This is a genomic window from Phytopseudomonas argentinensis (assembly GCF_900113905.1).
Lineage (GTDB): Bacteria > Pseudomonadota > Gammaproteobacteria > Pseudomonadales > Pseudomonadaceae > Aquipseudomonas > Aquipseudomonas argentinensis.
In genome coordinates this window covers 93,865-120,330 of sequence record NZ_FORC01000007.1, presented here as the reverse complement: position 1 = coordinate 120,330, position 26,466 = coordinate 93,865, and the positions used below count along the sequence as shown (strand labels likewise).

Annotated in this window: 22 protein-coding genes, 1 tRNA gene and 1 rRNA gene; 9 read left to right on the top strand and 15 right to left on the bottom strand. The window is 63.8% G+C overall.

Features of this window, described 5'->3' with window-relative positions:
• Positions 1-167 precede the first annotated feature (167 nt).
• Positions 168-283, top strand: a 5S ribosomal RNA gene (rrf, locus tag BM154_RS22850).
• Positions 284-713: 430 nt separating this feature from the next.
• Here the strand turns inward: rrf and BM154_RS22845 are convergent.
• From BM154_RS22845 to BM154_RS22805, 9 genes are all read right to left on the bottom strand, one after another.
• Positions 714-1,499: an HpcH/HpaI aldolase family protein gene (locus tag BM154_RS22845; RefSeq protein WP_074890000.1), complete on the bottom strand. Its 786-nt coding sequence runs from the start codon at positions 1,497-1,499 to the stop codon at positions 714-716.
• A gap of 10 nt (positions 1,500-1,509) precedes the next feature.
• Positions 1,510-2,313, bottom strand: coding sequence for a carbon-nitrogen hydrolase family protein (locus tag BM154_RS22840; RefSeq protein WP_074889997.1), 804 nt, complete (start codon positions 2,311-2,313; stop codon positions 1,510-1,512).
• Positions 2,314-2,610: 297 nt separating this feature from the next.
• Entirely contained in the window at positions 2,611-3,609 is a 999-nt protein-coding gene (locus tag BM154_RS22835) for a TRAP transporter substrate-binding protein (RefSeq protein WP_074889994.1), read from the bottom strand.
• A 25-nt stretch (positions 3,610-3,634) separates the two neighbouring features.
• The gene (locus BM154_RS22830; RefSeq protein WP_074889992.1) at positions 3,635-4,918 is read right to left on the bottom strand and encodes a TRAP transporter large permease; all 1,284 of its coding nucleotides are present in this window, start codon (positions 4,916-4,918) and stop codon (positions 3,635-3,637) included.
• Positions 4,918-5,457, bottom strand: coding sequence for a TRAP transporter small permease (locus BM154_RS22825; RefSeq protein WP_074889989.1), 540 nt, complete (start codon positions 5,455-5,457; stop codon positions 4,918-4,920). The genes BM154_RS22830 and BM154_RS22825 overlap by 1 nt, the downstream gene beginning before the upstream one ends.
• Before the next feature lie 478 nt (positions 5,458-5,935).
• Positions 5,936-7,216 (bottom strand): TRAP transporter large permease, encoded by a 1,281-nt coding sequence (locus BM154_RS22820; protein ID WP_074889986.1) that lies wholly within the window; start codon positions 7,214-7,216, stop codon positions 5,936-5,938.
• Between the two features lies 1 nt (position 7,217).
• Positions 7,218-7,823, bottom strand: coding sequence for a TRAP transporter small permease subunit (locus tag BM154_RS22815; protein WP_074889983.1), 606 nt, complete (start codon positions 7,821-7,823; stop codon positions 7,218-7,220).
• 214 nt (positions 7,824-8,037) lie between these two features.
• Positions 8,038-9,093 (bottom strand): TRAP transporter substrate-binding protein, encoded by a 1,056-nt coding sequence (locus tag BM154_RS22810; RefSeq protein ID WP_074889981.1) that lies wholly within the window; start codon positions 9,091-9,093, stop codon positions 8,038-8,040.
• Positions 9,094-9,204: 111 nt separating this feature from the next.
• Positions 9,205-9,876 carry an RraA family protein gene (locus BM154_RS22805; RefSeq protein ID WP_074889978.1) on the bottom strand — a complete coding sequence of 224 codons (672 nt, stop codon included), beginning with the start codon at positions 9,874-9,876 and terminating at the stop codon, positions 9,205-9,207.
• A 107-nt stretch (positions 9,877-9,983) separates the two neighbouring features.
• Between BM154_RS22805 and BM154_RS22800 the strand changes: the two genes are divergently transcribed.
• A complete protein-coding gene (locus BM154_RS22800; RefSeq protein ID WP_074889977.1) occupies positions 9,984-10,904 on the top strand; it encodes a LysR family transcriptional regulator in 921 nt (306 codons plus the stop codon).
• Positions 10,905-10,924: 20 nt separating this feature from the next.
• On the opposite strand, the gene BM154_RS22795 is transcribed toward BM154_RS22800, so the two are convergent.
• A complete protein-coding gene (locus BM154_RS22795; RefSeq protein WP_074889974.1) occupies positions 10,925-11,755 on the bottom strand; it encodes a DUF1206 domain-containing protein in 831 nt (276 codons plus the stop codon).
• A 432-nt stretch (positions 11,756-12,187) separates the two neighbouring features.
• Positions 12,188-12,264, bottom strand: a tRNA-Arg gene (locus BM154_RS22790).
• A gap of 345 nt (positions 12,265-12,609) precedes the next feature.
• Here BM154_RS22790 and gabD point away from each other — a divergent pair.
• The 6 genes from gabD to BM154_RS22760 all read left to right on the top strand — a co-directional run bounded on the left by gabD (position 12,610) and on the right by BM154_RS22760 (position 21,832).
• Positions 12,610-14,058 (top strand): NADP-dependent succinate-semialdehyde dehydrogenase, encoded by a 1,449-nt coding sequence (gene gabD / locus BM154_RS22785; protein ID WP_074889971.1) that lies wholly within the window; start codon positions 12,610-12,612, stop codon positions 14,056-14,058.
• Positions 14,059-14,315: 257 nt separating this feature from the next.
• Complete coding sequence (gene gabT, locus BM154_RS22780) at positions 14,316-15,596, top strand: 4-aminobutyrate--2-oxoglutarate transaminase (RefSeq protein ID WP_074889968.1); 1,281 nt, start codon at positions 14,316-14,318, stop codon at positions 15,594-15,596.
• A gap of 285 nt (positions 15,597-15,881) precedes the next feature.
• Positions 15,882-16,958: an FAD-dependent oxidoreductase gene (locus BM154_RS22775; protein WP_074889965.1), complete on the top strand. Its 1,077-nt coding sequence runs from the start codon at positions 15,882-15,884 to the stop codon at positions 16,956-16,958.
• A gap of 184 nt (positions 16,959-17,142) precedes the next feature.
• Positions 17,143-18,708: a methyl-accepting chemotaxis protein gene (locus BM154_RS22770; protein ID WP_074889962.1), complete on the top strand. Its 1,566-nt coding sequence runs from the start codon at positions 17,143-17,145 to the stop codon at positions 18,706-18,708.
• 325 nt (positions 18,709-19,033) lie between these two features.
• A complete protein-coding gene (locus BM154_RS22765) occupies positions 19,034-20,398 on the top strand; it encodes a glutamine synthetase family protein (protein ID WP_074889959.1) in 1,365 nt (454 codons plus the stop codon).
• 120 nt (positions 20,399-20,518) lie between these two features.
• Positions 20,519-21,832, top strand: a complete 1,314-nt coding sequence (locus tag BM154_RS22760) for an NAD(P)/FAD-dependent oxidoreductase (protein ID WP_074889956.1) — start codon at positions 20,519-20,521, stop codon at positions 21,830-21,832.
• 67 nt (positions 21,833-21,899) lie between these two features.
• On the opposite strand, the gene BM154_RS22755 is transcribed toward BM154_RS22760, so the two are convergent.
• Both BM154_RS22755 and BM154_RS22750 read right to left on the bottom strand, forming a co-directional pair.
• A complete protein-coding gene (locus tag BM154_RS22755; RefSeq protein WP_074889953.1) occupies positions 21,900-23,846 on the bottom strand; it encodes a metallophosphoesterase family protein in 1,947 nt (648 codons plus the stop codon).
• Positions 23,847-23,953: 107 nt separating this feature from the next.
• Positions 23,954-24,631 (bottom strand): Crp/Fnr family transcriptional regulator, encoded by a 678-nt coding sequence (locus BM154_RS22750; protein WP_074889951.1) that lies wholly within the window; start codon positions 24,629-24,631, stop codon positions 23,954-23,956.
• 87 nt (positions 24,632-24,718) lie between these two features.
• On the opposite strand from BM154_RS22750, the gene BM154_RS22745 reads away from it, so the two are divergent.
• Positions 24,719-25,240 (top strand): Mpo1 family 2-hydroxy fatty acid dioxygenase, encoded by a 522-nt coding sequence (locus BM154_RS22745; protein ID WP_074889948.1) that lies wholly within the window; start codon positions 24,719-24,721, stop codon positions 25,238-25,240.
• 131 nt (positions 25,241-25,371) lie between these two features.
• Here BM154_RS22745 and BM154_RS22740 read toward each other — a convergent pair whose 3' ends face one another.
• On the bottom strand, positions 25,372-26,112 hold the full coding sequence (locus tag BM154_RS22740; RefSeq protein WP_074889945.1) for a sulfite exporter TauE/SafE family protein: 741 nt from the start codon (positions 26,110-26,112) through the stop codon (positions 25,372-25,374).
• On the bottom strand, positions 26,109-26,384 hold the full coding sequence (locus BM154_RS22735) for a hypothetical protein (RefSeq protein ID WP_074889943.1): 276 nt from the start codon (positions 26,382-26,384) through the stop codon (positions 26,109-26,111). Before BM154_RS22735 ends, BM154_RS22740 begins: the two co-directional genes overlap by 4 nt.
• Positions 26,385-26,466: the final 82 nt, after the last annotated feature.

Genomic DNA, 26,466 nt, shown 5'->3' with positions numbered 1-26,466 from the left:
CAGTACTAATTGCCCGTGAGGCTTGACCATATAACACCCAAACAATTTGGCTGTTAGACGGTTGAAGTCGACAGTAATGCCGAAAATTTGCGAGAACACGTAATACCAACTGACATCACATACCCAATTCGCTGCAGCGGCTAAACCCCGAAGCAGCAACCAGTTTGCTTGACGACCATAGAGCGTTGGAACCACCTGATCCCATCCCGAACTCAGTAGTGAAACGATGCATCGCCGATGGTAGTGTGGAGTTTCTCCATGTGAGAGTAGGTCATCGTCAAGCTTCTACTAGAAACCCCAGATCTCGACAGAGGTCTGGGGTTTCGTCTTTTCAGCCTCGGAAATCAAAGGCCCAATGCCCAGCGGCGTCAGGCAGGCGGGGCATGCACATGTAGAACGCTGACCTGGGTATCGCTTCGCTCAACCGCAGGCTACGCAAGAGGCAACCGTAAAGGCCGTACCGTAGCGATGAGTTGCTGGAGGGAGGGTTGGCGGGTCTTGTTGCTTGGGTTAGCCAGAGGCGTAACCCAGGGGCTGGCCGAGGGCACAGTGACGGCTAGCTTCTCCTGCCTATCCGCAGCACATACCGCGCCATGACGTGACAGCAAGACTCTCTAGCTCGGCTGTTTTCGGTAGCCGGCCCCTAAACATTCGTGCTTCAGAAACAACGAAGCCCGCTTATAGCGGGCTTCGTCGTTTAAGCGGTTACCTGGTTACTGCAGCTGCTCTCTTACCGCAGCGATACTGTGCCCAGCCTGGTTGAGCCAGGACAGGTCGCTGCCCATCAGCAGCATGTCGCTGCCCATGGCGAGCAGCCGCTTGGCGGTTTCGCCTTCGGCCGGGAAGCAGGGCACCATGACCTGGATACCGCGGGCATGGCACTTCTCGATCAGCAGTTCCAGGCGCTGCAGCACTTCGGGGTTACCCAGGCGGTAGTCGACTGGCAACTGGCGTGACAGCGAGTAATCAGCCGGGCCGAAGTGCACGGCGTCAATACCTTCGACGTCGAGGATCGCATCGATGTTGTCGAAGAACTCGTAGCTCTCGGCCATCGGCACGATCACCGTGCGCTCGTTCTCCGCCTGTGTATAAGTGCCCCAGTCGAAGTTCGGTCCGGCGTAGTTGGCGGAGCGGACCGAGCTGTCCCCTCCACGGCGCCCCATGGGTGGGAACTTGCTGCTGCGGATGATGCTGCGCATCTGCTCGGCGTTATGGACCTGCGGGATGATCACGCCGCTGGCACCCATTTCCAGGGCCTTGCGGATATCCCAGTCAAGGGTACCGCGCACCCGCACCAGGCTATGGATATTCGAACATTTGGCCGCCAGGATCAGTTTTTCCATGTCGCGATCGACGCCGAGCGAGGTGTGCTCGGCATCGATGAACACGAAGTCCAGCCCCCAGTTGCCGGCCACTTCGATGGGCATCGAAGCGGTGCTGTAGATGTTCATGCCATAGGTGGTGCCGCGTGCCATCAGCTGTTTCAGTGTGCTGGTCATCGTGGCGCCCTCAGATGCGGTAGGTGTCAGGCAGGCGATCCCGGAAGGGATGCACTTCGAACACGCCGGGCTCGCGGATCAGCGACTTGTTGCGGGCCTTCTCCACGTCGATCTCGACGGTGAACACGCCATCTTCCGCGCCAGCACGCACCAGCGTTTTGCCGGACGGCTCGATGATGTGGCTCATGCCGATGAACTGCATGCCGCCGTCCATATCGTTACGGTTCGGTGCCACGAAGTAGACGATGTTCTCGGCCGCTCGAACGGTGCTGAAGATGTCCGGCAGCATGCGCGCCTGTTCTGGCCATGCGGCTGGCAGCACGACGATGTCGGCGCCTTCCAGGGCCAGGGTGCGGACCACTTCCGGGAAGCGGATCTCGTAACAGATGGCCATGCCGATGCGACCGATCTCGGTATCGAATACCGGCGGCGTCCACTCATCCGGAGTATCGGTGAAACGGTCACCGATCATGAACGGCAGGTGACGCTTGCGGTGCAGGCCGACGATGCCTTCAGGGCCGATCAGCGCAGCGGTATTGAAGATGGCATCCGGCAGGCGTTCGTAGAAGCCGGCGATGATATAGATATCGGTCTCCGCGCTTACCGCCAGCAACGGGGCCAGCGCCTCGATCTCGATGGCGCCACGCTCCAGATCTTCACGGCTGTCGAAGGAGCCGCCGGTGAGCAGGCATTCTGGAAAAGCGATCAGGCGCGAGCCTTCTCGCGCCGTCTGACGCGAGAGCTCGGCAACTTTCTCGATGGTCTGAGTCGGGTTGCCCGGAATGGGATGAATCTGCGCGACCGAAATTTTCATGGGTTTCCTCTATGAGTGGCAGAACGCGCCTAGGGGATCGGGCGCGCTTGTTCGTGCAGCGACGCTGCGGTGCTTAAGGGTTGTTCACGATCGTTGTGTGCATGAGGTGGCAGCTCCAAGGCAGAAGCAGACATCGGAAGCGGCTGCTTTTGTGGGAGGGGCTTTAGCCCCGATGTGCCTGCCTAGGCGCTAAAGAACTCGAGGCTAAAGCCTCTCCCACAGCTTTTGCTCACCGGCCGCTCCCGCCCCTTAGCTGCCAAATCGACGAACCCGGGTTGGAAGATCGTGAGCAGGTACTCAGGGCTGGGTAACGTCCATGGCCTCGTAAACCTTCTTCACGAGCTGCGGATCGATCTTGGCGGCGTACTTGTCGATGACCGGGCGGATCTTTTCCTGGATGCGGGCGACTTCTTCATCCGGCAGCTCGTTGACCTGCATGCCGGAGGCCTCCAGCTCGGCGATGGCCTTGCTGTCGGCCTCGCGGGAGATCTGCCGCTGCTCGAGGCGCACCTCCATGGCCACCTCGCTGATCAGCTTCTTCTCGTCGTCGTTGAGCGTGTCCCAGAAGCCTTTGCCGATCAGCACGATCTGCGGGTTGTAGTTGTGATGGGTGAGGCTCAGGTACTTCTGCACCTCGTTGAATTTGGAGGCGAGGATCAGCGCAGCCGGGTTTTCCTGGCCATCGACGGTGCCGGTTTCCAGCGCCGTGTGCACTTCGGTGAACGGCAGCGGTGTCGGATTGGCACCGAGGGCCGACCACACGTCGAGGAACAGCGGCGACTGCTGGGCGCGGATCTTCAAGCCAGCGATATCCTCCAGCTTGGCGACTGGGCGCTTGTTGTTGGTCAGGTTACGTACACCCAGTTCCCAGAACGCCAGGCCGACCAGATTCTGTTCGGGTAGCTGATCGGTGAGCATCTTGCCGACCTCGCCATCGAGCATCGCGTCGACCTTGGCGGTGTCGGTGTACAGGAACGGGAAATCGAGGATGCCGAAGTCGGTGACGTGGTTGAGCATCAGCCCGGCGTTCCAGGTCATCATCTCGATCACTCCGCCCTGCAGCGACGACAGCACCTGCACATCGCCACCCAACACACCGTTGGGGAAGGTGCGAACCTTGATCTTGCCACCGCTGCGCTCGCTGACTTTCTTGGCGAACAGCTCCATGCCAATGGCCGGCGGCGTACCCTTGGGGCTGGTGGCGGCGAATTTGATGGTGTGCGAGTTGTACTCGGCGGCGAAGCTCAGGCTGCTGGCCAGCAGCAACGCAGCAAGTGCGGTCAGTTTCATCTTCATGGTGAAATCCTTGTTGTGGTTGTTGTTATTTGGCGAACCATTCAGCCGGCACGGTGACCAGCTGCGGAAAGGCGACGAGCAGGAACAGCACGATGATTTCGGCGATCAGGAACGGGAAGGTGCCCTTGAGCAGCGCCTCGTAGCGCATTCGTCCGATGCCGCACACCACGTTGAGCACCGTGCCCACGGGCGGGGTGATCAGGCCGATGGAGCAATTGATCATGAACAGCACGCCGAAATAGATCGGGTCGATGTCCGCCGCCGTCACCACCGGTACCAGGATCGGCGCCAGCAGCAGCACGGTGGGCGTCAGGTCCATGACCATGGAGATCACCAGGATCAGCAGCATCAGCACCAGGATCAGCAGCTTCGGGTTGTCCATCACCGGCTCGATCAGGTCGATGATCTGCCCAGGTATATCGGCGATGGTGATCATCCACGCCGGGATCGAGGCGGCCGCGACCAGGAACATCACCGCCGCAGTGGTCTTGCCGGCGCGTAGCAGCAACGCGTTGAGGTCCTTGAGGTTCAGCTCGCGGTACACCAGTGCCGACACCAGCAGCGCATAGACGCTGGCCACGGCACCCGCTTCGGTTGGCGTTACCACCCCGAAGCGCAGGCCGACGACGATGATCACCGGCAGCATCAGCGCCCAGATGCTGTCGACGAAGGCCTTGGCGCGCTCCTTACCGGACGCCCTGGGGCTCAATTTCACGTCGGTGTCGCGGCGCGACACCAGCCACCAGGCCACGCACAGCGCCACGGCGATCATCAGCCCCGGAGCGATGCCGGCGAGGAACAGTTTGGTGATCGACAGGCCGGACGCTACGCCGAGCACCACGAAGCCGATGCTCGGCGGGATGATCGAGCCAAGCACCGAGACCGATGCGATCAGGCCACCAGAGCGATTCTTGTTGTAGCCGGCGATGACCATCATCGGCAGCAGCAGCGCAGTCAGCGAGGCGGCGTCGGCCAGCGCCGAGCCGGACAGGCTGGACAACAGCACGCCGGCGAAGATGGTCACGTAACCGAGGCCACCACGCAGGTGGCCGACCATAGCGATGGCCAGGTTGATGATGCGCTTGGACAACCCGCCGCTGTTCATCACCTCACCGGCGATGATGAACAGCGGAATGGCCAGCAGGGGAAAGCTGCCGGCGGAGTTGATGATGTTCTGCGCGATGATCTGCCCATCGAACAGGCCCAGCAGCCACATCAGCGCTACGCCGCAGAGGATCAGGGCGTAGGCGATGGGGGCGCCGATGAGAATGGCGGCCATCAGCACGCCAACGAAGACGGTAAGGGCCATTACTTCAGTACCCCGGGTTGGGTGGTCGGTGCGACATGGCGGTCGGGCTCGGCAGTACGCGGGATATAGCTGCCCGCCGGCTTTCTCAGGTTGTCGATCATCTGTACGGCGATCAGCGCGGCGCTTAACACCGAGAACACCAGGCCAGCGCCGTAGAACAACGCCATGGACACACCGGTCGAGGGGGCGCCGACGTGCAGGTTGATCAGCGTCTGCTTCCAGCTGCCCTGCAGGAACAGCCAGGTGACGTAGAGCATCAGCACCTGGGTGAGCAGCAACAGGTATTTGCCGACCGTGGGCGATACGCGGCTGGTCACGATATCGACGCCGATATGGCCGTTCTCGTGGAGCATCAGCTGAGCCCCGGCGAACACCAGCCAGACGAAGGCCAGCCGCGAGATCTCCTCACTGAAGAACAGCCCGGAGTTGAAACCGTAGCGCAGTACCACGTTGGAGAAGATCAACAGGGTGATGCATACCAGGCTGGAAACGATCAGCACTTTCAGCGTGGCGAAGTAGATAGTCAGAATGCTTTTCACGGTGCTCTCTCCGGCGAATGGGCAGATGAGCGAAGTAGGAAAGTTGCCTTGTTTTCGGCGCGCACGAAGGCGTCCGATACGGCAGCGCTGGCCGTGTCGTTATGGACGGGCATTGATCACCTTTTTATTATTGGTTGGATGTTTATATGCGGTAGTTGATTCTTTTCTGAATGCCGATAAGTGTCAATGCAACTGCCCAAGAGTCGGATTCGATGTTTTTATTAGGCTGATAAAAATGGCGGCGGGCGGCGCACTCCGACATATAACGGTGCAATCGTCAGCATGACGTGCATCTATTTATGGCAAATAACCAGGCAGGCACGCGAATGCCGCCAGCATCCCTCGATGCTGGCGTGTCGGGTGTGATAGAAGATGGATCGTCGTGGATGTGCATGCAAATCCTTTTGCAGAAGTTGTTGAATAACTAGAGCGAATGAATATTTCCAAGCGACTTATAGATATAAGTTTTATCAGGTGATCAGGCGAACTGCGGCAGCCACAGCGCCAATTGCGGGAATACAATCAATAGTACGATAAGTAACAACAGCACGAGGCAGAAGGGCAATGCGCCGTAGATCACATCCATGAAGTTGCCCTTGTTACGAATACTTTGCACCACGAACAGGTTCATGCCGAACGGCGGGGTTATCTGGCCCATCTCGCAAAGCACGATCAGGATCACCCCGAACCACAATGGGTCGAAACCCAGTGCCACGATTACCGGCACCACCAGCGGCGCGGTGGTGATCAGCATCGCCAGGGTGTCCATGAAGCAGCCGAGCACGATGTAGAACAGGATGATCGCCAGTAGCGTGGCCATCGGCGACATGTCCAGGTCGGTGACGAAGCTGACCAGTGTGGGCGTCAGGCCGATGGCCGACAGCACGAAGTTGAGAAAGAACGCCGACAGGGTGATGAAGATGATCATCCCGCTGGTGCGCATGGTCGATTCGAACGCCTGCCCCAGGTTCTGCCAGGTGAAGGTGCGGCGCCACAGGCCCAGGCCGAACGCCGCCAGCACACCGAGTGCCGCCGACTCGCTGGCCGTGGCGAAACCACTGTAGATGGCGCCGACCACCAGCACGAAGATCGCCAGCGGCGGTAGCAGGTCGGGAATGCTCGCCAGGCGTTCGGCCCAGGTGGCGTGTTGCCGGGTGCCGCCGAGCTTCGGCCAGATCATGCAGGTGACCACGATCATCGCCACAAACATCACGCACAGCAGCAGGCCGGGGATGGTCGCTGCCAGGTAGAGCTTGGGTACCGAGATGTTGGCGATCAGCGCGAACAGGATCATGTTGATCGACGGCGGAATCAGAATGCCCAGGGTGCCGCCCGCCGCGATCGAACCGAGGAACAGCGGCGCCGGATAGCCCTTGCGCACCTGCTCCGGCAGGGCGATGGTCGAGATGGTCGCCGCCGTGGCCACGCTGGAACCGCTGGTGGCGGAGAACAGCGCCGAGGCGCCGATATTGGAATTCATCAGGCCGCCCGGCAGCCACGACAGCCACTTGTCCGCCGCACTGTACATGCGCCCGGCCACGCCCGAGCAGACCAGCAGCTCGCCCATCAGCACATACAGCGGAATGGCCACCAGCAGGAACTCGGCGCCGGTGCTCCAGGCGATCTCGCCCATGGCGTTACTCAGCGGCAACGTCGAGAACAGCTCGGCCAGCGACATGCCCAGCAGGCCCACGCTGACTGCCGCGGCCACGCTGAGGCCGAGCAGGCCCAGCAATACGATCAGGGTGAATGCCAGCATCTCAGCGACCCTCCCGGGTGGTTGCACCACGGCTGGAGCGAGACTCTTCCTCAATCTCCTCCTCGACCGAGTTGATGCCGATCAGTGCGTTGGCTGCGGCCCAGCGTTGCTGACGCAGCTGCATCAGGCTGTTGTAGCCCAGTACCAGAATGGTCGAGGCGAAGAACAGGTAGCCGGCGAACCACAGCGACTGGGGAATCCACTGCGGCACCTGCAACGGCGTGGTGGAAATCGAACGATAGGCAATGGAATCCCACAGAACTCCGCCAACATGGAACAGCAGCGTGCCGACGAACAGCGCCATGCCGGCCAGGGCCAGCAGATCCAGGCCGACCCTGGGCTTGAGCGACAGGCGCGAGTAAAGGATATCCACACGCAAGTGGGAGCGCCTGAGCAGCGCGATGGGAAAGGCCCAGGCGCTGACAATGGCCAGCACGTAACCGGCGATCTCGTCGGCACCGCCCATGGAAAAGCCCAGCAGGCGGCGCAGCAGCAGGTCGATGCTGATCATCAGGGCCGAGCCCATCAGCGCGATGCCGCCCATCCAGGCGCTGGCCCGGGCGATGCGGTTGATGAGCCGGAGGCTCGGGGTGTCGTCAGGTTGCATGAGCAGGTTTCTCCGCGAACGGGTGGAGTTCAGCGCGGCAAGCGCCGCTTTGGGCGAGGCTTTCGCTGTGCCCAGAACCTGCTCACGATCCAGCGAGCTAGAGCCATACAAGGCAAAAACAAGTGAGGAAGCGGAGTTTACGAGCTGTAAATGAGCATTCCGAGCTTGTTTTTAACGCAGTAGGGCCGACGCGCAGCAGATCGTGAACAGGTTCTCAGGGATCTTTCAGGGCTACGCCAACCGCCTTGCCCGCCGTGGCATTCCACTTCTGCACGCAGTCGGCGCCACAACGTTCGCCCCAGTCATTGGCGATGCGCAGCACGACCTCGCGCAGCCTGGCGCGCTCGTCTTCGGTCGGCGCACTTGCCTGCATCGCGGCGGGGTGATGAATCTGGCAGTCGGAGACGCCGGTGTTGCAGGCCAGCGCATAGCGGTTCTCGCGAGCGGTTTCCGTCCACAGGGCGTCCTCCAGCACATGCGCCTGGGCCTGCAGCAGGCGCTGCATATCGGGGGAAAGCTGCTGCCAGCGTTGCAGGCCCATGGCGTAGAAGCCGATCGACCAGTCCACCGGCAGGTCGTAGACGTAGGCTGCCACGTCGTACCACTTGGCGGCATTGCCCGAACCCATGCCGGTTACCGCGCAGTCGATGACGCCGGTCTGCATGGCCGTGACCACCTCCGCGAAGGCCAGGGTGACCGGCGATGCGCCGAGGGCGCTGACCATGTCGGCCATGTTGCGACCGCGCACCCGCACCTTGCGGCCCTTGAGATCGTCCAGGCGATTCACGGCATCACGGCAGAAGAACACCTGGGCGGTATAGGGCACGGTGGCCAGCAGCTTGACGCCGTGGCGCTCGGCCATGCGTGCTTCGAGTACCGGTTTGTAGGCATCGGCGATCTGGCGTGAAGTGGCGATGTCGGCGGCCATGCCGGGCAGGTCGATACCCTCGAAGGCCGCATCGTCGCCGGCCACGAAGGCGAACACGCCCATGCCGATCTCGACGGCGCCCGCGCGTAGTAAGCGCACCATCTCCGGGCCCTTGAGACCACTTTCAGAGAGGCCCATCAGGCGAGCGGTGACAGATCCGCCCGAGTTGGCGGGCAGAGTTTCAGTCCAAAACGGGCGCTCGACGGCGCGAAAGGTATAGTTGTGGCTGCCGCCACCGACCACGTTGAAATGGACGGACGACGCATCGTCCGCAAGCGCGCTGGCGCCAATCGCGCAGCCCAGCGCAGCCAGGATCATCCTGGGTAGCGAATACAGTTTCATGGTAGTCCTGTTGTTTTTCTGGGGGAGCTACGGGGCAGAAACCTGATGAAATTTGCAGCGGGTCAGTATTGGAATTGTCATCGCGCCTGACCTTGCGCGGTGCGGGCGAGCTCAGCGTGCCCGGTCGATGGCCGCATTGATCAGCGGGCGTGAGCCCACCACGTCGGGAAACTTTTCGCCCTGGGCCAGGCGCGCCAGGGTGTGCTTCTCGTTCTCCTGGAACTCGATGGCGCGGCGCGCCAGTAGCAGTGCCTGGGCGACCGGCAGAATCACGATACCGTTCTCGTCGGCGATCACCGCATCACCGGGCCGAACGACGACCCCGCCGCACTGCACCGCGGTACAGAATTCGCCTTCCTCACCCTTCACCCGCGTGGTGATGGCGCTGGCGCCCCACGACCACACCGGCACGCCGTGCTGGCGCAGCTCGCCCAGGTCGGTGACGTAGCCGTCGATGATGATCCCGGCGATGCCCGCCTGCTTGGCGGCATAGGCCATGGCACCACCCATGGCCGCGGTCACGCTTTCGCCGCAACGGTCGACCACCAGAAAGTCGCCCGGCCTGGCGCAACCCATCGCGTAATGCAGGATGCCGCCGTCGGCGCCAGGCATCTTCACCGTCACCGCGGTGCCCACGGTGCGCACATTTTCGAAGTGCGCCCTGATTTGCGGGCTCAATATGCCGGTGGTGATGAAATGACCGATAGTGGCGGGCTCGGCGCGCAAAAGAACGGAAAGTTCTTCTGGATTAATCGCCTCGGGAAGTGCTTCGATAATATACATGCGCTGTTTAATTATTCGTTTTGGGCAAGAAGTGGGCCCGATCCTAACAAGCATGTTTTTGTGGCGATAATAAAAATCAGCGGACGTAAGAGGGGACGATTTTTATCATGCGAATTACCCTGATGCAGATCGAGGCCTTCTACTGGACTGCCCGATTGGGCGGTGTACACGCTGCATCTCGCCACCTTCACCTGACCCAACCGGCCATTTCCTCACGCATTCGCGAGATGGAGTCGCTGCTCAGCGTCAAGCTGTTCGACCGCAGCAAGCAGCGCATGACCCTCACCGCCGATGGCCATATCGCCCTGCGCCACGCCGAGCTAGCGCTCAACAACAGCGTGAAACTCGAGCAGTTCGCCGCCAAGCAGAAGCAGCACCGCCGGCTGCGCCTCGGCGCTGACGAATGCTCGGCGATGGTCGGGCTGACTGCGGTGATCGCCGAGATCAAGGCGCACTTTCCCGAGATCACCCTGGAGATCACCATCGACGTCGGCGCGGTGCTCAACCGCAAGCTAAACGACCACGAACTCGACCTGGCGCTGCTCACCAACCCGGCGACCCGCGAGGACGTCACCGATATCTTCATCGGCTGGATGACCTTTCAGTGGGTCGCCGCTCCGCAGCTGGCCATCGACGCCGACCCCTTCCTGCCCGAGCACGCCGCCGGCCATCCCATCGTCAGCCACTCGGCGCCTTCGACGCTGTACTCTGTGGTCGAGAACTGGCTCAAGGGCGGCAGCGCACCGTCGGAGGCCTTCCACTCCAGCAACTCGCTGAGCTTCATGGCCAAACTGGTCTCCGCCGGCCACGCCATCGGCATTCTGCCGGTACCGCTGATCCGCGAAATGCTCGCCCTCAACCTGCTGAAAACCCTGCCCTGCGACCCGCCCATCCCGCCAGCGCGCTTCTGCCTCTCCTACATGACGGAAATGCCCGACATGCAGATCGATGCCCTGGTGGCGATTACCCGGGAAACCCTGTTGCGGCAGAAGTTTCTGGTCGGGGCGGAGGTGATGGAAGGCGACTGACTGAGTGCCTGGAGCCTGGGTCAGTCGAAGACCGCCGCCGTGTCGATACGTCGCCAGATCGCTTCGGAAAAGCTATAGAGCGCGAAAGCGATCAGTCCTAAGCCAATCAACCCCAGCCAGAAGGCGCCAAAGGGCAATGACTGCAACGCATGCAGTGCGTCCTCGAGGCCTGGCGGCTTGGTCGGCTCGTAGCGTGCGCCACCACTGAAGAGCATGCCGGACACCACCAGGAACGAAACGCCTCGGGCAATTAAACCCACCTTCGAGATGGGCGTGACCCAGCGCATGACCTCATCCGAGGCAGAGAAGTACTTCTCGAACTTGGCTTTCCAGCCCTTGATGATGTGCGCGATGCCGACGCCCAGGGGCACCAGTGCGACCAGATAGACCAGGTAGTTGGAGTACTTCCAGCCCAGGATGCCGGAGAGGAAGTCGCCGTTGCCGCCCCCACCACCCGAAGAACTACCGAGCGAGCTACCCAGCAGGCCCAACGTGAACAGGGCCAGCAGGCTGTAGCTGATAGCCCCGCCAATCAGGCCTGCGCGCACGGCGAGTCCCTTGGCGTCGGAGCCGTGGCCTTCCGGGTCGGTGATCGCCTGAGTGACGCGCCAGGCCGCGTAGGCGACCAGCCCTGCGACCATGATCCACAGCAAGGTTGCGCCGAATGGTTGCTTCAGCAATTGCGAAATGGCGCCTTTGGTGCCGACCGTCTCTGCGCTGCCCCAGGCAGCCAGCAGCGCGAAGATACCAATGATCAGATACACCACGCCGCGGGCTGCGTAGCCAGTTCGAGCGAGCCAGACAATGCCTCGCGAGAGTTCGCCTTTGGCGTGAATGGCGGGGTTGTACATGGTGAGCATCCTGAGTGGCTGAAGTAGATAGCGATGCAGTTGACACCCAGCGATGGATCACGGTTTAGATTGATTGACCACAGGCTTTTAGGAGATGGCGCGCCTGGGCGCCAAGCGATTTGTCCCGAGCCTTGGTCATCACCAGCACTTGAACGCCGGCGTTGCACCGGCGTCATCCAACAAGGTGCCTATTCAGAAAGCCGCAAGTCGCGACATGGCTCAGAGGATTGCCCAGGTAGCAAGGTGAGGCTGTCCACGTCCCGTAAGGCCGCACTGGATGCCGTGGTGCAAGGCGGCCTATGCGTTGGGGCAGCGCCTCATCAAGGACTCAAGGTAAAAAACTGGCAAGCGCCAGAAACGACAAAGCCCGCACTAGGCGGGCTTTGGGTTTTGCTTCCGCGTCATCCCGGTGGGATGAGGGGAGCAGCGATATGGCGCACCAGGCGGGATTCGAACCCACGACCCCTGCCTTCGGAGGGCAGTACTCTATCCAGCTGAGCTACTGGTGCGTTGCGGGGCGCAATCATACGCATGTAGCTGGCGTGCGTCCATGCTGCTGGAGGGGCTCGTTTGGCAGCTGGGGAGGCGGGCGTCAGCTATAAAGAAGGGCCATGCGAATGCCGGTGATCGGTTGGCCTGTTAATTTTCTCGAACGGACTATTGCCCTTTGTTCGAGCTGATCTTAGGATCTGTTTGATATTTCAAACGATGGTATCGCCCAAGCTAACTAGCGGCGATACATTCGGCTCGAACGTCCAGGCAGCTGCTAGCCTGTCGCACCAACCCATGCCTGGGTTCGCCCAGCTTCTTTCGTCATCTCCTGGTGCCTTGGCGCCAGGATAGAGGAGACCGCCATGCAACTGAAAGACGCGCAACTGTTCCGCCAGCAGGCTTTCGTCAACGGCGCCTGGGCTGATGCCGATAGCGGCCAGACCATCAAGGTGACCAACCCGGCCACCGGTGAAGTGATCGGCACAGTGCCGAAGATGGGCGCCGCCGAAACCCGTCGTGCCATCGAAGCCGCCGACAAGGCGCTGCCGGCCTGGCGTGCACTGACCGCCAAGGAGCGTTCCGCCAAGCTGCGTCGCTGGTACGAGCTGATGCTCGAGAACCAGGAAGACCTGGCGCGCCTGATGACCATCGAGCAGGGCAAGCCGCTGGCCGAAGCCAAGGGCGAGATCGCCTACGCCGCCTCGTTCATCGAGTGGTTTGCCGAAGAAGCCAAGCGCGTGTATGGCGACACCATTCCGGGTCACCAGGCCGACAAGCGCCTGATCGTCATCAAGCAGCCGATCGGTGTGACCGCGGCCATCACCCCGTGGAACTTCCCGGCGGCGATGATCACCCGCAAGGCCGGCCCGGCGCTGGCTGCTGGGTGCACCATGGTGCTCAAGCCGGCTTCGCAGACGCCATACTCCGCCCTGGCCCTGGCCGAGCTGGCGACCCGTGCCGGCATCCCGGCTGGCGTGTTCAGCGTGGTGACCGGCAGCGCCGGTGAAGTGGGCGGCGAGCTGACCGGCAACCCGATCGTGCGCAAGCTGTCGTTCACCGGCTCCACCGAAATCGGCCGCCAGCTGATGGCCGAATGCGCCCAGGACATCAAGAAGGTGTCCCTGGAGCTGGGCGGTAACGCGCCCTTCATCGTGTTCGACGATGCCGACCTGGACAAGGCCATCGAAGGCGCGATCATCTCCAAGTACCGTAACAACGGTCAGACCTGCGTGTGCGCCAACCGCATCTACGTGCAGGACTGCGTCTACGATGCCTTCGCCGAGAAGCTCAAGGTCGCGGTCGAGAAGCTGAAGATCGGCAACGGCCTGGAAGACGGCACCACCACCGGCCCGCTGATCGACGAGAAGGCCGTGGCCAAGGTCAAGGAGCACATCGAGGACGCCGTTTCCAAAGGCGCCAAGATCCTCTCCGGTGGCAAGACCCACGCCCTGGGCGGCACCTTCTTCGAGCCGACCATTCTGGCCGACGTGCCGAAGAACGCGCTGGTCTCCAAGGACGAAACCTTCGGCCCGCTGGCGCCGCTGTTCCGTTTCAAGGACGAAGCCGAAGTGATCGCCATGGCCAACGATACCGAGTTCGGCCTGGCCTCCTACTTCTACGCCCGTGACCTCTCCCGCGTATTCCGCGTGGCCGAGGCCCTGGAATACGGTATGGTCGGCATCAACACCGGTCTGATCTCCAACGAAGTGGCGCCGTTCGGCGGCATCAAGGCCTCGGGCCTGGGCCGTGAAGGCTCCAAGTACGGCATCGAGGATTACTTGGAAATCAAGTACCTCTGCCTGAGCATTTAGGTAGTCGCTACTGCGCTTCGGTGATGCTGCGTTGGCGGGGCCGGAAAAAATGCTCATTGGCAACAGCCAACTCCGCTTTTTCCCGACCCCGCCGCCTTGCCTGACCTTCGCTCGCTACGCTCCGATAGTGCGTGAAAGCAAAAATAGTCCCTGTGATCGGGGCGAGTGTTGCAGTCGATCATCGTATGCTGCGACGGCGCTGACCCGGTCATTTCATCCTTGAACCACACCGACGATGAGCGGTGAATGAGGAAGCCATGAGCAAGACCAACGAATCCCTGCTGCAACGCCGCCAGGCCGCCGTACCGCGCGGTGTCGGCCAGATCCACCCGATCGTCGCCGAGCGCGCCGAGAACGCCACCGTGTGGGACGTCGAAGGCCGTGAGTACATCGACTTCGCCGGCGGCATCGCCGTACTGAACACCGGCCACCTGCACCCGAAAGTGGTTGCCGCCGTTCAGGAGCAGCTAACCAAGCTGACCCACACCTGCTTCCAGGTGCTGGCCTACGAGCCCTATATCGAGCTGTGCGAAGAAATCGCCAAGCGCGTACCGGGCGACTTCGGCAAGAAGACCCTGCTGGTCACCTCGGGCTCCGAAGCCGTCGAGAACGCCGTGAAGATCGCCCGTGCCGCTACCGGTCGTGCTGGCGTGATCGCCTTTACCGGCGCCTACCACGGCCGCACCATGATGACCCTGTCGCTGACCGGCAAGGTCGCGCCGTACTCCGCCGGTATGGGCCTGATGCCTGCTGGCGTGTACCGCGCCGTTGCGCCGTGCGAACTGCATGGCGTGAGCGAAGACGAATCCATCGCCAGCATCGAGCGCATCTTCAAGAACGATGCCCAGCCCCAGGACATCGCCGCGATCATCATCGAGCCGGTGCAGGGCGAAGGCGGTTTCTACGTCAACTCGCCAGCCTTCATGCAGCGCCTGCGCGCCCTGTGCGACCAGCACGGCATCCTGCTGATCGCCGACGAAGTGCAGACCGGCGCTGGCCGTACCGGCACCTTCTTCGCCACCGAGCAACTGGGCGTGGTACCGGACCTGACCACCTTCGCCAAATCCGTTGGCGGCGGCTTCCCGATCTCCGGCGTCAGCGGCAAGGCCGAGATCATGGACAAGATCGCCCCCGGCGGCCTGGGCGGCACCTATGCCGGCAGCCCGATCGCCTGCGCCGCGGCCCTGGCCGTGCTCAAGGTGTTCGACGAAGAGAAGCTGCTGGATCGCTCCAACGCCGTGGGCGAGAAGCTCAAAGCCGGCCTGCGTGACATCGCTGCCAAGCACAAGGTGATCGGTGACGTGCGCGGCCTGGGTTCGATGATCGCCATCGAGCTGTTCGAAGGCGGCGACCACAGCAAGCCGGCTGCCGAACTGACCGGCAAGATCGTCGCCAAGGCGCGCGAGAAGGGTCTGATCCTGCTGTCGTGCGGCACCTATTACAACGTGGTGCGCTTCCTGATGCCGGTTACCATCCCGGACGCCCAGCTGGAAAAAGGCATCGCCATCGTGGCCGAGTGCTTCGACGAACTGGCGTAAGCCATAGTCGTTGGAAAGGACCCGCTTCGGCGGGTCTTTTTTTGCCTGCGTTTTAAACCGCCGTACAGAGTCCGGGGGGTTAGGGCGCTGGGGAATAACCGCAGAAAAAATGTGTCGAAAACCCGCCCCGGGCGTCTCTTCACTTGCTCGAAACGGCCTGCTGCCGCCATGCTCCGACAACCCCGTCGGCGATGGGATCATTGCGCGGCCATTTCGGTCAAAGCTCGCGGTGCTCGCCCACAGGGGCAGCACGTCGCTCCCAGGTTCTCAAGGATATCGGTGTAGATGATTGACCACGATCTGTTGCTGGTAGGCGCAGGCCCGGCCCATCTCGGGGTTCTGCGGCGCTGGGCGCTGATCGAGCGGCCGGTGGGGCGCATTGCCCTGGTGGCAGGTGCCGAGCACACCTGGCACGCCGGCATGCTGCCCGGGTTGGTCGCCGGCCGCTATTCGCCCGAGGATTGCCAGATCGGCCTGAGTGCGTTGTGCCAGGCGGCCCAGGTCGAGCTGATCGTCGCCCCCGTTGCTGCGCTGGACGCCGCCACCCGCCAACTGACGTTGGCCGATGGCCGCGTGCTGCAGGGCAACTGGCTGTCGCTCAACGTCGGTGACCGGGTTGCCTGTCCGCCCCGCGAGGGTGAGGGGATGGACGTGCTGGCGGTGAAGCCGGTCGATCAGTTCATCAGCGGCTGGCAGGCCTGGCAGCGTGATCCGCAGCCGCTGGCCATTCTCGGCGGCGGCGTGGCGGGGGTGGAGATGGCTCTGGCGCTCGCCGACCAGGTGCCGCAGCTGGCGCTGTTCTGTGGTGAGCCGCTGCTGGCCGGTCACTGCGCCGGTTTACGCATGCGCGCCTGGGGCCACTTGCGCATGCGCCGCGTGCAGGTACGCGAGCACTGCCCGATCAGCCGTATCGACGGCAACTGCCTGATCAGCGGCGAGGCATCCGTATGGCACGGTAACCGCCTGCTGCTGGCCAGCGGTGCCCAGGCGCTGCCGTGGATCGCCGCCAGCGGGCTGAGCTGCGATGGCGATGGTTTCGTGCACACCGCGCCGACCTTGCAAAGTCATTCCCATCCGCAGGTTTTCGCCGTGGGTGACTGCGCCAGCCTGCCGGGTGTACGCAAGAGCGGTCTGTATTCGATGCGTCAGGTACCGGTGCTCGCTGCCAACCTGGCCGCGGCCTTGCGCGGCGGTGCGCTGCGTGACTGCAAGGCGCGCGGCCAGCTGCCCCTTTTGCTGGCCAGTGGCGATGGAGGTGCGCTGCTGGGTTGGCACCAGTGGAGCGCCGGCGGGCAGTTGTATGGGCGCTGCAAGGATTACTTCGACCGCTCGTTCGTCAAGCGCCACCGCCTCGAACGCTGATCGGCGTTTGCCCTCTGCGACCAAAGTGCCATAGCCTGACTCGCATGCGAGTGGTCAACTGATCCGCTTGGCCTTGCGGCTATAGATTTTGCCCGCACGGTCGATGAGCTAGGGATAGGCGCGGCACTCTGCCGAGCAGCCAGATGGCTGCCATCGCCACACCATAAGAACAACGAGGTGCGCCATGGATGCAGGGTTTACTCGTGATCGATTCGCTTTGGCCTTGCATGTGCTCGGCCTGCTCGCGCTGCTGGTGGTCTGGCAGCAGGTGCAGCTGCCTGGCTATGCCTTCGTCATCGCCTTGCTTGGATTGTCGCTGTGGCCGTGGCTCGGCCCGTGGCGCCGCCCGGCGGCGGTAGCGCCTGCGGCTGCCCCCGCCGCCTCGCTGGACCAGCTGAGCCAGCGCCTGTCGCAGCACACCTGCCACAACGCACTGTCCGCCGCCCAGGTGGCCTTCACCGTGCAGCAGCTGGCCGGCAGGTTGCAGTCGCAGCTGGCGGCGGTCGAGCAGATCAGCGAGGGCGCCCACGCCGTGACCCGCACCGAGCAGAGCAATGCCGAGCGCGCCGGGCAGACCCTTGGTGCCGCGCAAACCGTGCGTAGCAGAAGCGCCAGCGGCCAGGCCGAGTTGCAACAGGCCGTCGCCCGCATGCAGCAGCTCAGTGCCCAGGCGGCTGACAGCCGCGAGCTGATCGACGGTCTCGGCGCGCGTACCGAGCAGATCGAGCAGGTTACCCAGGTGATCCAGTCGATCGCCAGCCAGACCAACCTGCTGGCGCTCAATGCCGCCATCGAGGCCGCTCGCGCCGGTGAGCAGGGGCGTGGCTTCGCGGTGGTCGCCGACGAGGTGCGCAGCCTGGCCGGGCGTACTGCCACTGCTACCGACGAAGTCGGGCAGATGGTTGCCGATATTCGCCAGCAGAGCGCCGCGGTGGTCAGCCATATCCAGCGCCAGGCCGAGGAGCTGGAAGCGGCCGCCCGGCAGATCGAGTTCACCGGCGAGCAACTGCGTGGCATCGCCGACCTGGCCGCCGACGTGGATGCTCAGGTGGAGCAGATCAGCGCCGGTACGGCGAGCAACCACGAACACCTGGCCGAATTGCTGGTGGCCGTCGAGCAACTGCGTGGCGACGTGCGCAGTAGCGAAGACCAGACCCGCCAGCTGGGCAAGGCCGCCGAGCAACTGGTTGGCCAGGCGGAGAGCGTCAGCGAGCAGCTGGCCAGCGTCGGCCTCGACGACTATCACCAGCGCATCTACGACCTCGCGCTGGAAGGCGCAACGGCGATTGCCGCGCAATTCGAGGCCGACATCCAGGCCGGGCGCATCAGCCTGGCGGACCTGTTCGACCGCCAGTACCAGCCAATCCCGAACAGCTTCCCGGCCAAGTTCCGCACGCGCTTCGACAGCTACGCCGATGGCGTGCTGCCGGCCATCCAGGAGCCGCTGCTCAAGCGCCACGAAGGCCTGGTGTTTGCCATCGCCACCACGCCGGAAGGCTACGTGCCGACCCATAACCAGGCGTTCAACCATCCGCCCACCGGTGACCGCGCCGTGGACACCGTGAAGAGCCGCAGCAAGCGGATGTTCAACGACCGCACCGGCATCCGTTGCGGCAGCCACAAGCAGCGCGTGTTGCTGCAGACCTACATGCGCGATACCGGCGAGCTGATGCACGACCTGTCGGTGCCGATCCACGTGCAGGGCAAGCATTGGGGTGGCCTGCGGCTGGGTTACAAGCCTGAGCCGTGATCCCTATTGTTTAGCCGCGGGCTATCTGAAGATGCGCCAATAACGATTTAACCTGACTGTCGCGGCGTGCGAGCCTCGCTGGCATGTCTATTGCGCTCTGCAGCCTCGCCCATGCTCTTGCCCTGCCGGCCCTGCGCTCGCGGGGGCGGGCGCCCGAACCCACGGCGCTGCCGCAGATTCTTGCCTTCTGGGCGCTCTGGCATTGCCGCCATGCCCGCCCGCCGGATGCACTTCTCACCTGTTGATGCACGTGGCTGCCCTGCAGCCGTCTAGCCAATCCGGGTCGCCATAACGGCCGCCCGTGGCCTTGTGAGAAGCCGATACCATGCCATTCGCACCCCTGCAGGACGCCGAGGATTTCCTCGCGCGCCACCCCGATATCGAACTGATCGAGCTGTTCATCCTCGACGCCAACGGCGTGCCGCGCGGCAAGCTGCTGCACCGTGAGGAGCTGCTGGCGCTGTACCAGAGCGGCCGGCCGCTGCCGAGCACCCTGCTCGGCCTGTCCATTCAGGGCGAGGATGTCGAGGATACCGGACTGGTCTGGGAGGTTGGCGACATCGACTGCCGCGCCTACCCGCTGCCCGGCAGTCTGGTGCGTTTGCCCTGGCGACAGATTCCCACCGCAGCCGTGCAGGTGTCGATGCACCCCACCGAAGGCCTGCCGGCCACCCCGGCCGATCCGCGCCAGTTGCTGGTGCGGGTGATCGAGCAGCTCGAGGCGGACGGCTATCACCCGGTGATGGCCTGTGAGCTGGAGTTCTACCTGCTCGACCGGAAACGCGATGCCTACGGGCGCCCGCAGCCGGCCCTGGACGCCGATGGCAGTCGCCCGCGGCAGACCCAGGTGTATGGTCTGCGCGAGCTGGAGCAGATCGAACCGTTCCTCAAGGATCTCTACGCGGCCTGCAAGGCCCAGGGCATTCCGGTGCGCACGGCGATTTCCGAGTACGCCCCCGGCCAGGTGGAAATCACCCTGGAGCACGGCCCTGCGCTGGCGGCCATGGACCAGGCGGCGCGCTACAAGCGCCTGGTCAAGGGCGTGGCCCATGCCCACGGCATGCAGGCCTGCTTCATGGCCAAGCCCTTCGATCACCTGGCCGGCACTGGCATGCATATGCACGTGAGCCTGGCCGATGGGCAGGGCAGCAACCTGTTCGCCAGTGAAAACCCTGCAGGCACGCCATTGCTGCGCCAGGCAGTCGGCGGCATGCTCGCCAGCCTGCTCGATTCGCTGTTGCTGTTCTGCCCCAACGCCAACTCCTACCGGCGCTTTCAGGCCAACAGCTATGCACCGCTGGCGCCTACCTGGGGTGTGGACAACCGCACCGTCAGCCTGCGCGTGCCCGGAGGCCCGGCGGGCACCCGGCACGTCGAGCACCGCATCTGCGGTGCCGATGCCAACCCCTATCTCGCCGCGGCGGCGATGCTCGCTGGCATCCACCGGGGCATTCGCGAAGGCCTCGACCCCGGTGCGCCAATCGAGGGCAACGGCTATGCCCAGGCTACCGAGCCCCTGCCCACCCAATGGTCGGCAGCCATCCAGGCACTGGAGCATTCCGAGTGGGCCCGCGAGGCTTTCGGCGAGGCCTTTCTCAAGGTGTATCTGGCGATCAAGCACGCCGAACACCGCCAGTTCATGGGCGAGGTCGGCGAGCAGGACTGGCGCTGGTACCTGAGCAACGCCTGAGGGCCGCCATTTGAAAGGATCGCGGCTGAAGCCACTCCCACGGGTTCTGCATTCCATGTGGGAGCGGCTTCAGCCGCGATAACCGATTTCATCGGTGCGAACGCACGCTAAGGACATGCAATGAACGCAAGCAATCAACCCGTCAAACCCGCCGCCGTGCGCGCGCCGTCCTACTACGCGGCCTCGCTCAACTTCGAGAGCGACTACCCGACGCTGCAGGGCAGCGTGAGCGTGGACGTGGCCATCATCGGCGGTGGCTTCACCGGCATCGCCACGGCGGTGGAACTGGCCGAGCGCGGCCTCAAGGTCGCCGTGGTGGAAACCCACAAGGTCGGCTGGGGCGCCAGCGGGCGCAACGGTGGCCAGGTCACCGGCAGCCTGTCCGGCGACGAGGCCATGGGCAAGCAGATGCGCAACACCCTGGGCGAGGAGGTGGACGACTTCATCTGGCACCTGCGCTGGCGCGGCCATGAAATCATCAAGCGCCGCGTGGCCAGGTACGGCATCGCCTGCGACCTCAAGCACGGCCACCTGCATACGGCGATGAAAGCCAGCCATATGCACGAGCTCCAGGCGACCTACGACGAAGCGCTGCGCCGTGGCATGGGTGATGACGTGACGCTGCTCGACGCCGCCGGCGTGCGGGCGCAACTGGGCAGCGACCTGTACTGCGGGGCGCTGAAGAACACCCGCAACATGCACCTGCACCCGCTCAACCTGTGCCTCGGCGAGGCCAGGGCGGCCGAGCACCTGGGGGCGCTGATCTTCGAACATTCCGAGGTGCTGGAGATCGTCCACGGCCCGCGCCCGGCCGTGGTCACCACCGGCGGGCGCATCGAAGCCAAACAGGTGTTGCTGGCCGGCGACGTCTACCACAAGCTGGAGCGTCGCCAGCTCAAGGGCCTGATCTTCCCGGCCATGGGTGGCATCGTCACCACCGCGCCGCTGGGCGAGCTGGCCGGCGAGATCAACCCGCAGGACCTGGCGGTGTACGACTGCCGCTTCGTGCTCGACTATTACCGCCTCACCGGCGATGGCCGCCTGCTGTTCGGCGGCGGCGCCAACTACTCCGGGCGCGATTCACGGGATATCGCCGGCGAGCTGCGCCCCTGCATCGAGCGAACCTTCCCGCAACTCAAGGGCGTGCCGATCGACTACCAGTGGAGCTGCGCCATGGGCATCGTGATGAACCGCATCCCGCAGCTGGGCAAGCTGTCGGGCAACGTCTGGTATTGCCAGGGCTACTCCGGCCACGGCGTGGCCACCAGCCACATCATGGGCGAGATCATGGCCAAGGCGATCACCGGCGACCTGGAGCAGTTCGACACCTTTGCCGCCTGCAAGCACATCAAGGTGCCGCTGGGCGACCAGCTCGGCAACCCGATGCTGGCCGCCGGCATGTGGTACTACCAGATGCTGGAAAAACTGCGCTAGGCGATCTTGCCCGGACAACCGGCGATGTCCCAGGCGGGCCGTTACTGGGTAACCTCAGGGAACGCGCCTAGGCGTGGTCGTGCTGCGCGTCCGGTTCATCGCGGTCGTCGATGAACTCGGTGCGCGCCGAGCCGTCGGCATTGAGCTGGAACACCCGGCTGGGCTGGCCCCTGGCGTTGAACAGCACCTGGCCGAGGCCGGCGGAGTTCCACAGCCGTTCGCCCGATTTGCTGTGTTCGGGAATGTGCGGGAAGACCTGCATGCGGCGGCGTTTGGTCAGCCAGTTGAGGGGCGACCAGGGCGCGTACAGCCAGCGGTTGAGGCGGTCGAACACGTCCAGCAGGCGGCGTGGAAATTCGTTCTTCACGCCGCTGCTGGTGATCTGCCAGATGGTCGGGCCGCGCCGCCGGTGACGGACCTTGATCTCGTAGAAGAACGAGTAGTGGACGTCGCCGGAGAGCACCACGTAGTCACGTGGCGTGCGCGAGTGGCGGAAGATGTTCATCATCACGCTGGCAGCGCCGCGATGGGCCATCCAGTTCTCGGCATCGACCATCAGCGGGTGACCGGCCCAGCTGAACACGCGCTGCACCGCCTCGATCAGCTTGACCCCGAACATCGGCGCTGGCGATACGATGATGGCGCTGGGGTGATCGAGCAGGTTCTGCTGCAGTTCGCTGAGCGCCTCCCAGTCGAGCAGGCCCGAGGGGCGCTTGAGGTTGCGCTCGCTGCGCCAGCGGCGGGTGCGGGTGTCGAGTACCAGCAGCGCCGGGGTGCTGGGTAGCACGTAGTGCCAGTGCTGGAAACCGAGCAGTCTGTCGATCAGGCGATCCTGCGCCGGGCTTTCCAGGCCCGCTTCTGCGGCCCGTTCGCAGAGCGCGCGCGCTTCGGCCAGCGGCTCGGCGAAGGCATCGGGGTCGTTGCCCCAGCCCTGGCACAGCAGGTAGCCGATCAGCGCGTTGCCGATGATGCGTTTGGAGAAGGGGTGACCATAGGCGGTTTCTTCCCACTGCGCCGACAGGTTCCAGTCATCGGTGATGTCGTGGTCGTCGAAGATCATCAGGTTCGGCAGGTGTGCCAGTACCCGGGCCACGCCACCCAGGTTTTCGACGAAGTGGGCGATGCAGGCGCGCTCGCGGTCGTAGCGCTGCGTATCCTCGGCGCTCAGGGTGGGCGCCTGGTTGTCGAGCAGGCGCCACGGCGTGGGCGACCATACCAGCAGGTACATGGCCAGCACTTCGGCCAGGCTGACCAGGTGGTTGTCGGCATTGCTGCTGGTGAAGATGGGTTTTTCGGTACCGCCGAAGAAACGCTCGCGCAGGGTTTCGTTGCTCTTCAGCGCCGGCAGCAGGTCAGCACGATGGTAGTAGCTGGCCGGGTGCACGTAGAGATCCGCACTGTCTGCGACCACCGCGCCGTCGAGTTTCTCGTGATACAGGCCCAGGCGTTCGATCAGCTGGTGGATGGCGCACAGCATCGGGCCGGCGACGTCGTCGACGTACACCTGGTCGCCGCTGTGCATCAGCAGCGCCGGCCGCTCCTCGGGCGCATGGGCGGCGGCGAGCAGACGGTCGGCGCACAACAGACCATCGCTGGCCGAGTGATGGGGCTTGCGGCAGGAGCCGTGGAGCAGGTGGTCGATGCGCGCGCGCAGCACGAAGTTGGGGCAGCTCGCGCCAGCGTACAGCAGATGCGCGGCCCAGCTGGCGATGCCGTGCTGGTGGTCGATCAGCAGGTCGTAGTCGATCCGGGTGTCCTGGGGCAGCGGGGTGTCCAGATGCAGGTCGATCAGGTGGATGACCGCGTGCTCACCGACGGCAAGGCGCTGGCAGGCGTCGTCGTCCAGGGGGTAGTCGCGGGCGGCCTGCTCGCCCGGTGCCAGGCGCAGGGTCAGCTGCAGCGCGCGGCTGGCGACCAGCCATAACACCAGGCGGCCGGGTTCCAGTCGGCGCAGCAGCGGGCCGGCGAGTACGCTGGGTAGATCGGTAAGGTGAGCGGAGTCTGACAACGGCATCCCGGATCGCGTGCGACCGCTGGTTGCGCCAGCTGGCCTGTGGTTCAGAGAATCAATAGGGACATGGCGCCTGGCCATTGGTTCGCTCGTCACAAAAGCTTCATGTTTTAGCGGGCCGCCGTGCGCAGCGCCGCGAGGTCGAGAATCTCGATCTCGCCGTAGGTGAGCCTGACGATTCCCCGCGTCTGCAGATCCTTGAGTACGCCGTTGGCGGTCTGCCGGGAGATCGCCAGCATCGCCGCCAACTGCTCCTGGGACAGGTGGATGATGCGCCGCAGGCCCTGGGTTTCGCCATAGTCTTCGGCGATCAGCAGCAGGCGTCTGGCCAGGCGCTGCGCCGCAGGCAGCAGGCTGATCTCCTCCAGTGCGATAAAGGCCAGGCGCACCTTGTGGGCCATCAGCAGGGCAAGGTCGCGCCAGTAGGCGGGCTGTGCATCGAGCAGGTTCAGCAGGCCGGCCTGGGGGACGTGCAGCAGGCTGCTGGCGCCCTCGGCGAGGGCGTCGTGGGTGCGCGGCTGGCCATCGAACAGGGCGATCTCGCCAAACCAGTGGGGCGCCTCGACCAGCACCAGCAACGCCTCCTTGCCTTCGGCATCCACACTGCCGATGCGCATGGCGCCGCTGAGCACGGCGTACAGCCCGCTGGGCAGATCGCCGCGGCTGAACAGGCGTTGCCCAGCTTCCAGATGCAGCAACCGGCCCTGCGCCAGCAGCGACTGTTGCAGGGCTGGCGGCAACGCGGCGAACCATTGGCCTTGCAGCAAGGTGGCATGCAGATCGGTCATGGGTAGTCCAGTTTGTCGGCTAGCTGACAGTGCTGGTGAAGTGGCCGCGCCATTATGCGGCGACATGCACCCGAGAGGACAACAACAATGAAAACCCTGGTGGATCACCTTGCCCAGTACGCCGCCTATCACCGTGACCGGCGCAATATCATCAGCCACTTCATCGGCATCCCGATGATCGTGCTGGCGGTCACCGTGCTGCTGTCGCGCCCGGGCATCCCGCTTGCTGGCCTGTGGCTGTCTCCCGCGGCATTGGCGGCCTTGCTGAGCACGCTGTTCTATTTGCGTCTGGATGTTCGCTTCGGCCTGCTGATGGGGGGCTTGCTGGGGCTGTGCCTGTGGTTCAGCGCCGGGCTGGCGATGGGCAGCACGGCCCTGTGGCTGAGCACGGGACTGGGGCTGTTCGTGGTCGGTTGGATCATCCAGTTCATCGGCCATTTCTACGAAGGCCGCAAGCCGGCGTTCGTCGATGACCTCACGGGGCTGATCATCGGGCCGCTATTCGTGGCTGCCGAAGCGGCCTTTCTGCTCGGTCTGCGCCGGGAGGTCGAGGACGAAGTGGTGCAGCGCGCCGGGCCGACCTGCATTCGCCAGCGCAAGGTAATTTGAGGGGGCGGACAGTGAGCAGAGCTTTTGTGGGAGAGTCTTTAGCCTCGATTTTGCTTGGCTAGGGTAAAGAACTCGCGGCTAAAGCCCCTCCCAGGAAATCGCGAACTGCTGGCATCGCCACATTCCTGCCCCTAGAACCCACCACGCAATGCCAGGTCGGCGCCGAGCAGCAACAGGCCGATAAAGAACCAGCGCTTGAAGCGTTCCGGGCTGATCCGGCGGCGCAGCCATTGGCCGGCGGCCATGCCCAGCAGGGCTGGCAAGAGTGCCAGGGCGGATACGCCGAGCACCGCGGGCTGCAACAGCTCGCCGCTGTGGCCAAGGCTCAGGGCCAGCGCCAGGGTGGAGACGCTGAAGGAAATCCCCAGGGCCTGCACCAGGTCGTCCTTTTCCAGGCCGATGGCCTGCAGGTAGGGCACCGCGGGAATCACGAACACCCCGGTCACCGCGGTGATCGCCCCGGTGACGGCGCCGATGATCGGGCCCAGCCAGCTTTCCCGGGTCGCCCTTACCGTGAAGCGCACCGAGGCCAGCCCCAGCAGCGCATAGACAATCAGGGCCAGGCCCAGCCAGCGCGTGGCGTTGGGCAGCTGCGCACCCTGCAGGTACAGGCTGATCGTCAGGGTGCCGACCACGATGCCCAGCAACAGCGGCCACAGCCGGCGCAGCATCGGCAGCGGGCTGCGGCCATCGCAGAGCTGCCAGATATTGGTGACCATCGAGGGGATGATCAGCAGCGCCGCCGCCTGCATCGGCAGCATCACCAGGCCCAGCAGGCCGACCGCGATGGTCGGCAGGCCAAGGCCGACCACGCCCTTGACCATGCCGGCGAGCAGGAAGGTGGCGAGGATCAGGGGCAGGTGTTCGGTCATCGTGACAGTCCTTGTACATGGGCACAGCGGCTGTTGGCTGGCGGTTCGTGCATGCCATCGTCGCGCAGCCCTTGGGCAGCGCGCCGGCGATAGTTGGCGAGTATCTGCTGGCGGCCCGCCGCCTGAACCTGGCGGTGTTCGTCTACCTGCCAGCGTTCGGCGCAGGTAGAACCTGATTGCTGCTCGAGACGCGCCTTGAACCTGGCAGCGAGTGGCAGGTAAGCCGCTTGCCGGCTCGGCAGCAACTCGATTTGAAGAATCATGGCCAGCATGGGCGGTTCCTTGTGTAGCGCAGTGTGCTTCCAGCTGCCAGTATCGCCAGCAATCACACGCCATGTTTCGTCATGAGGTGAA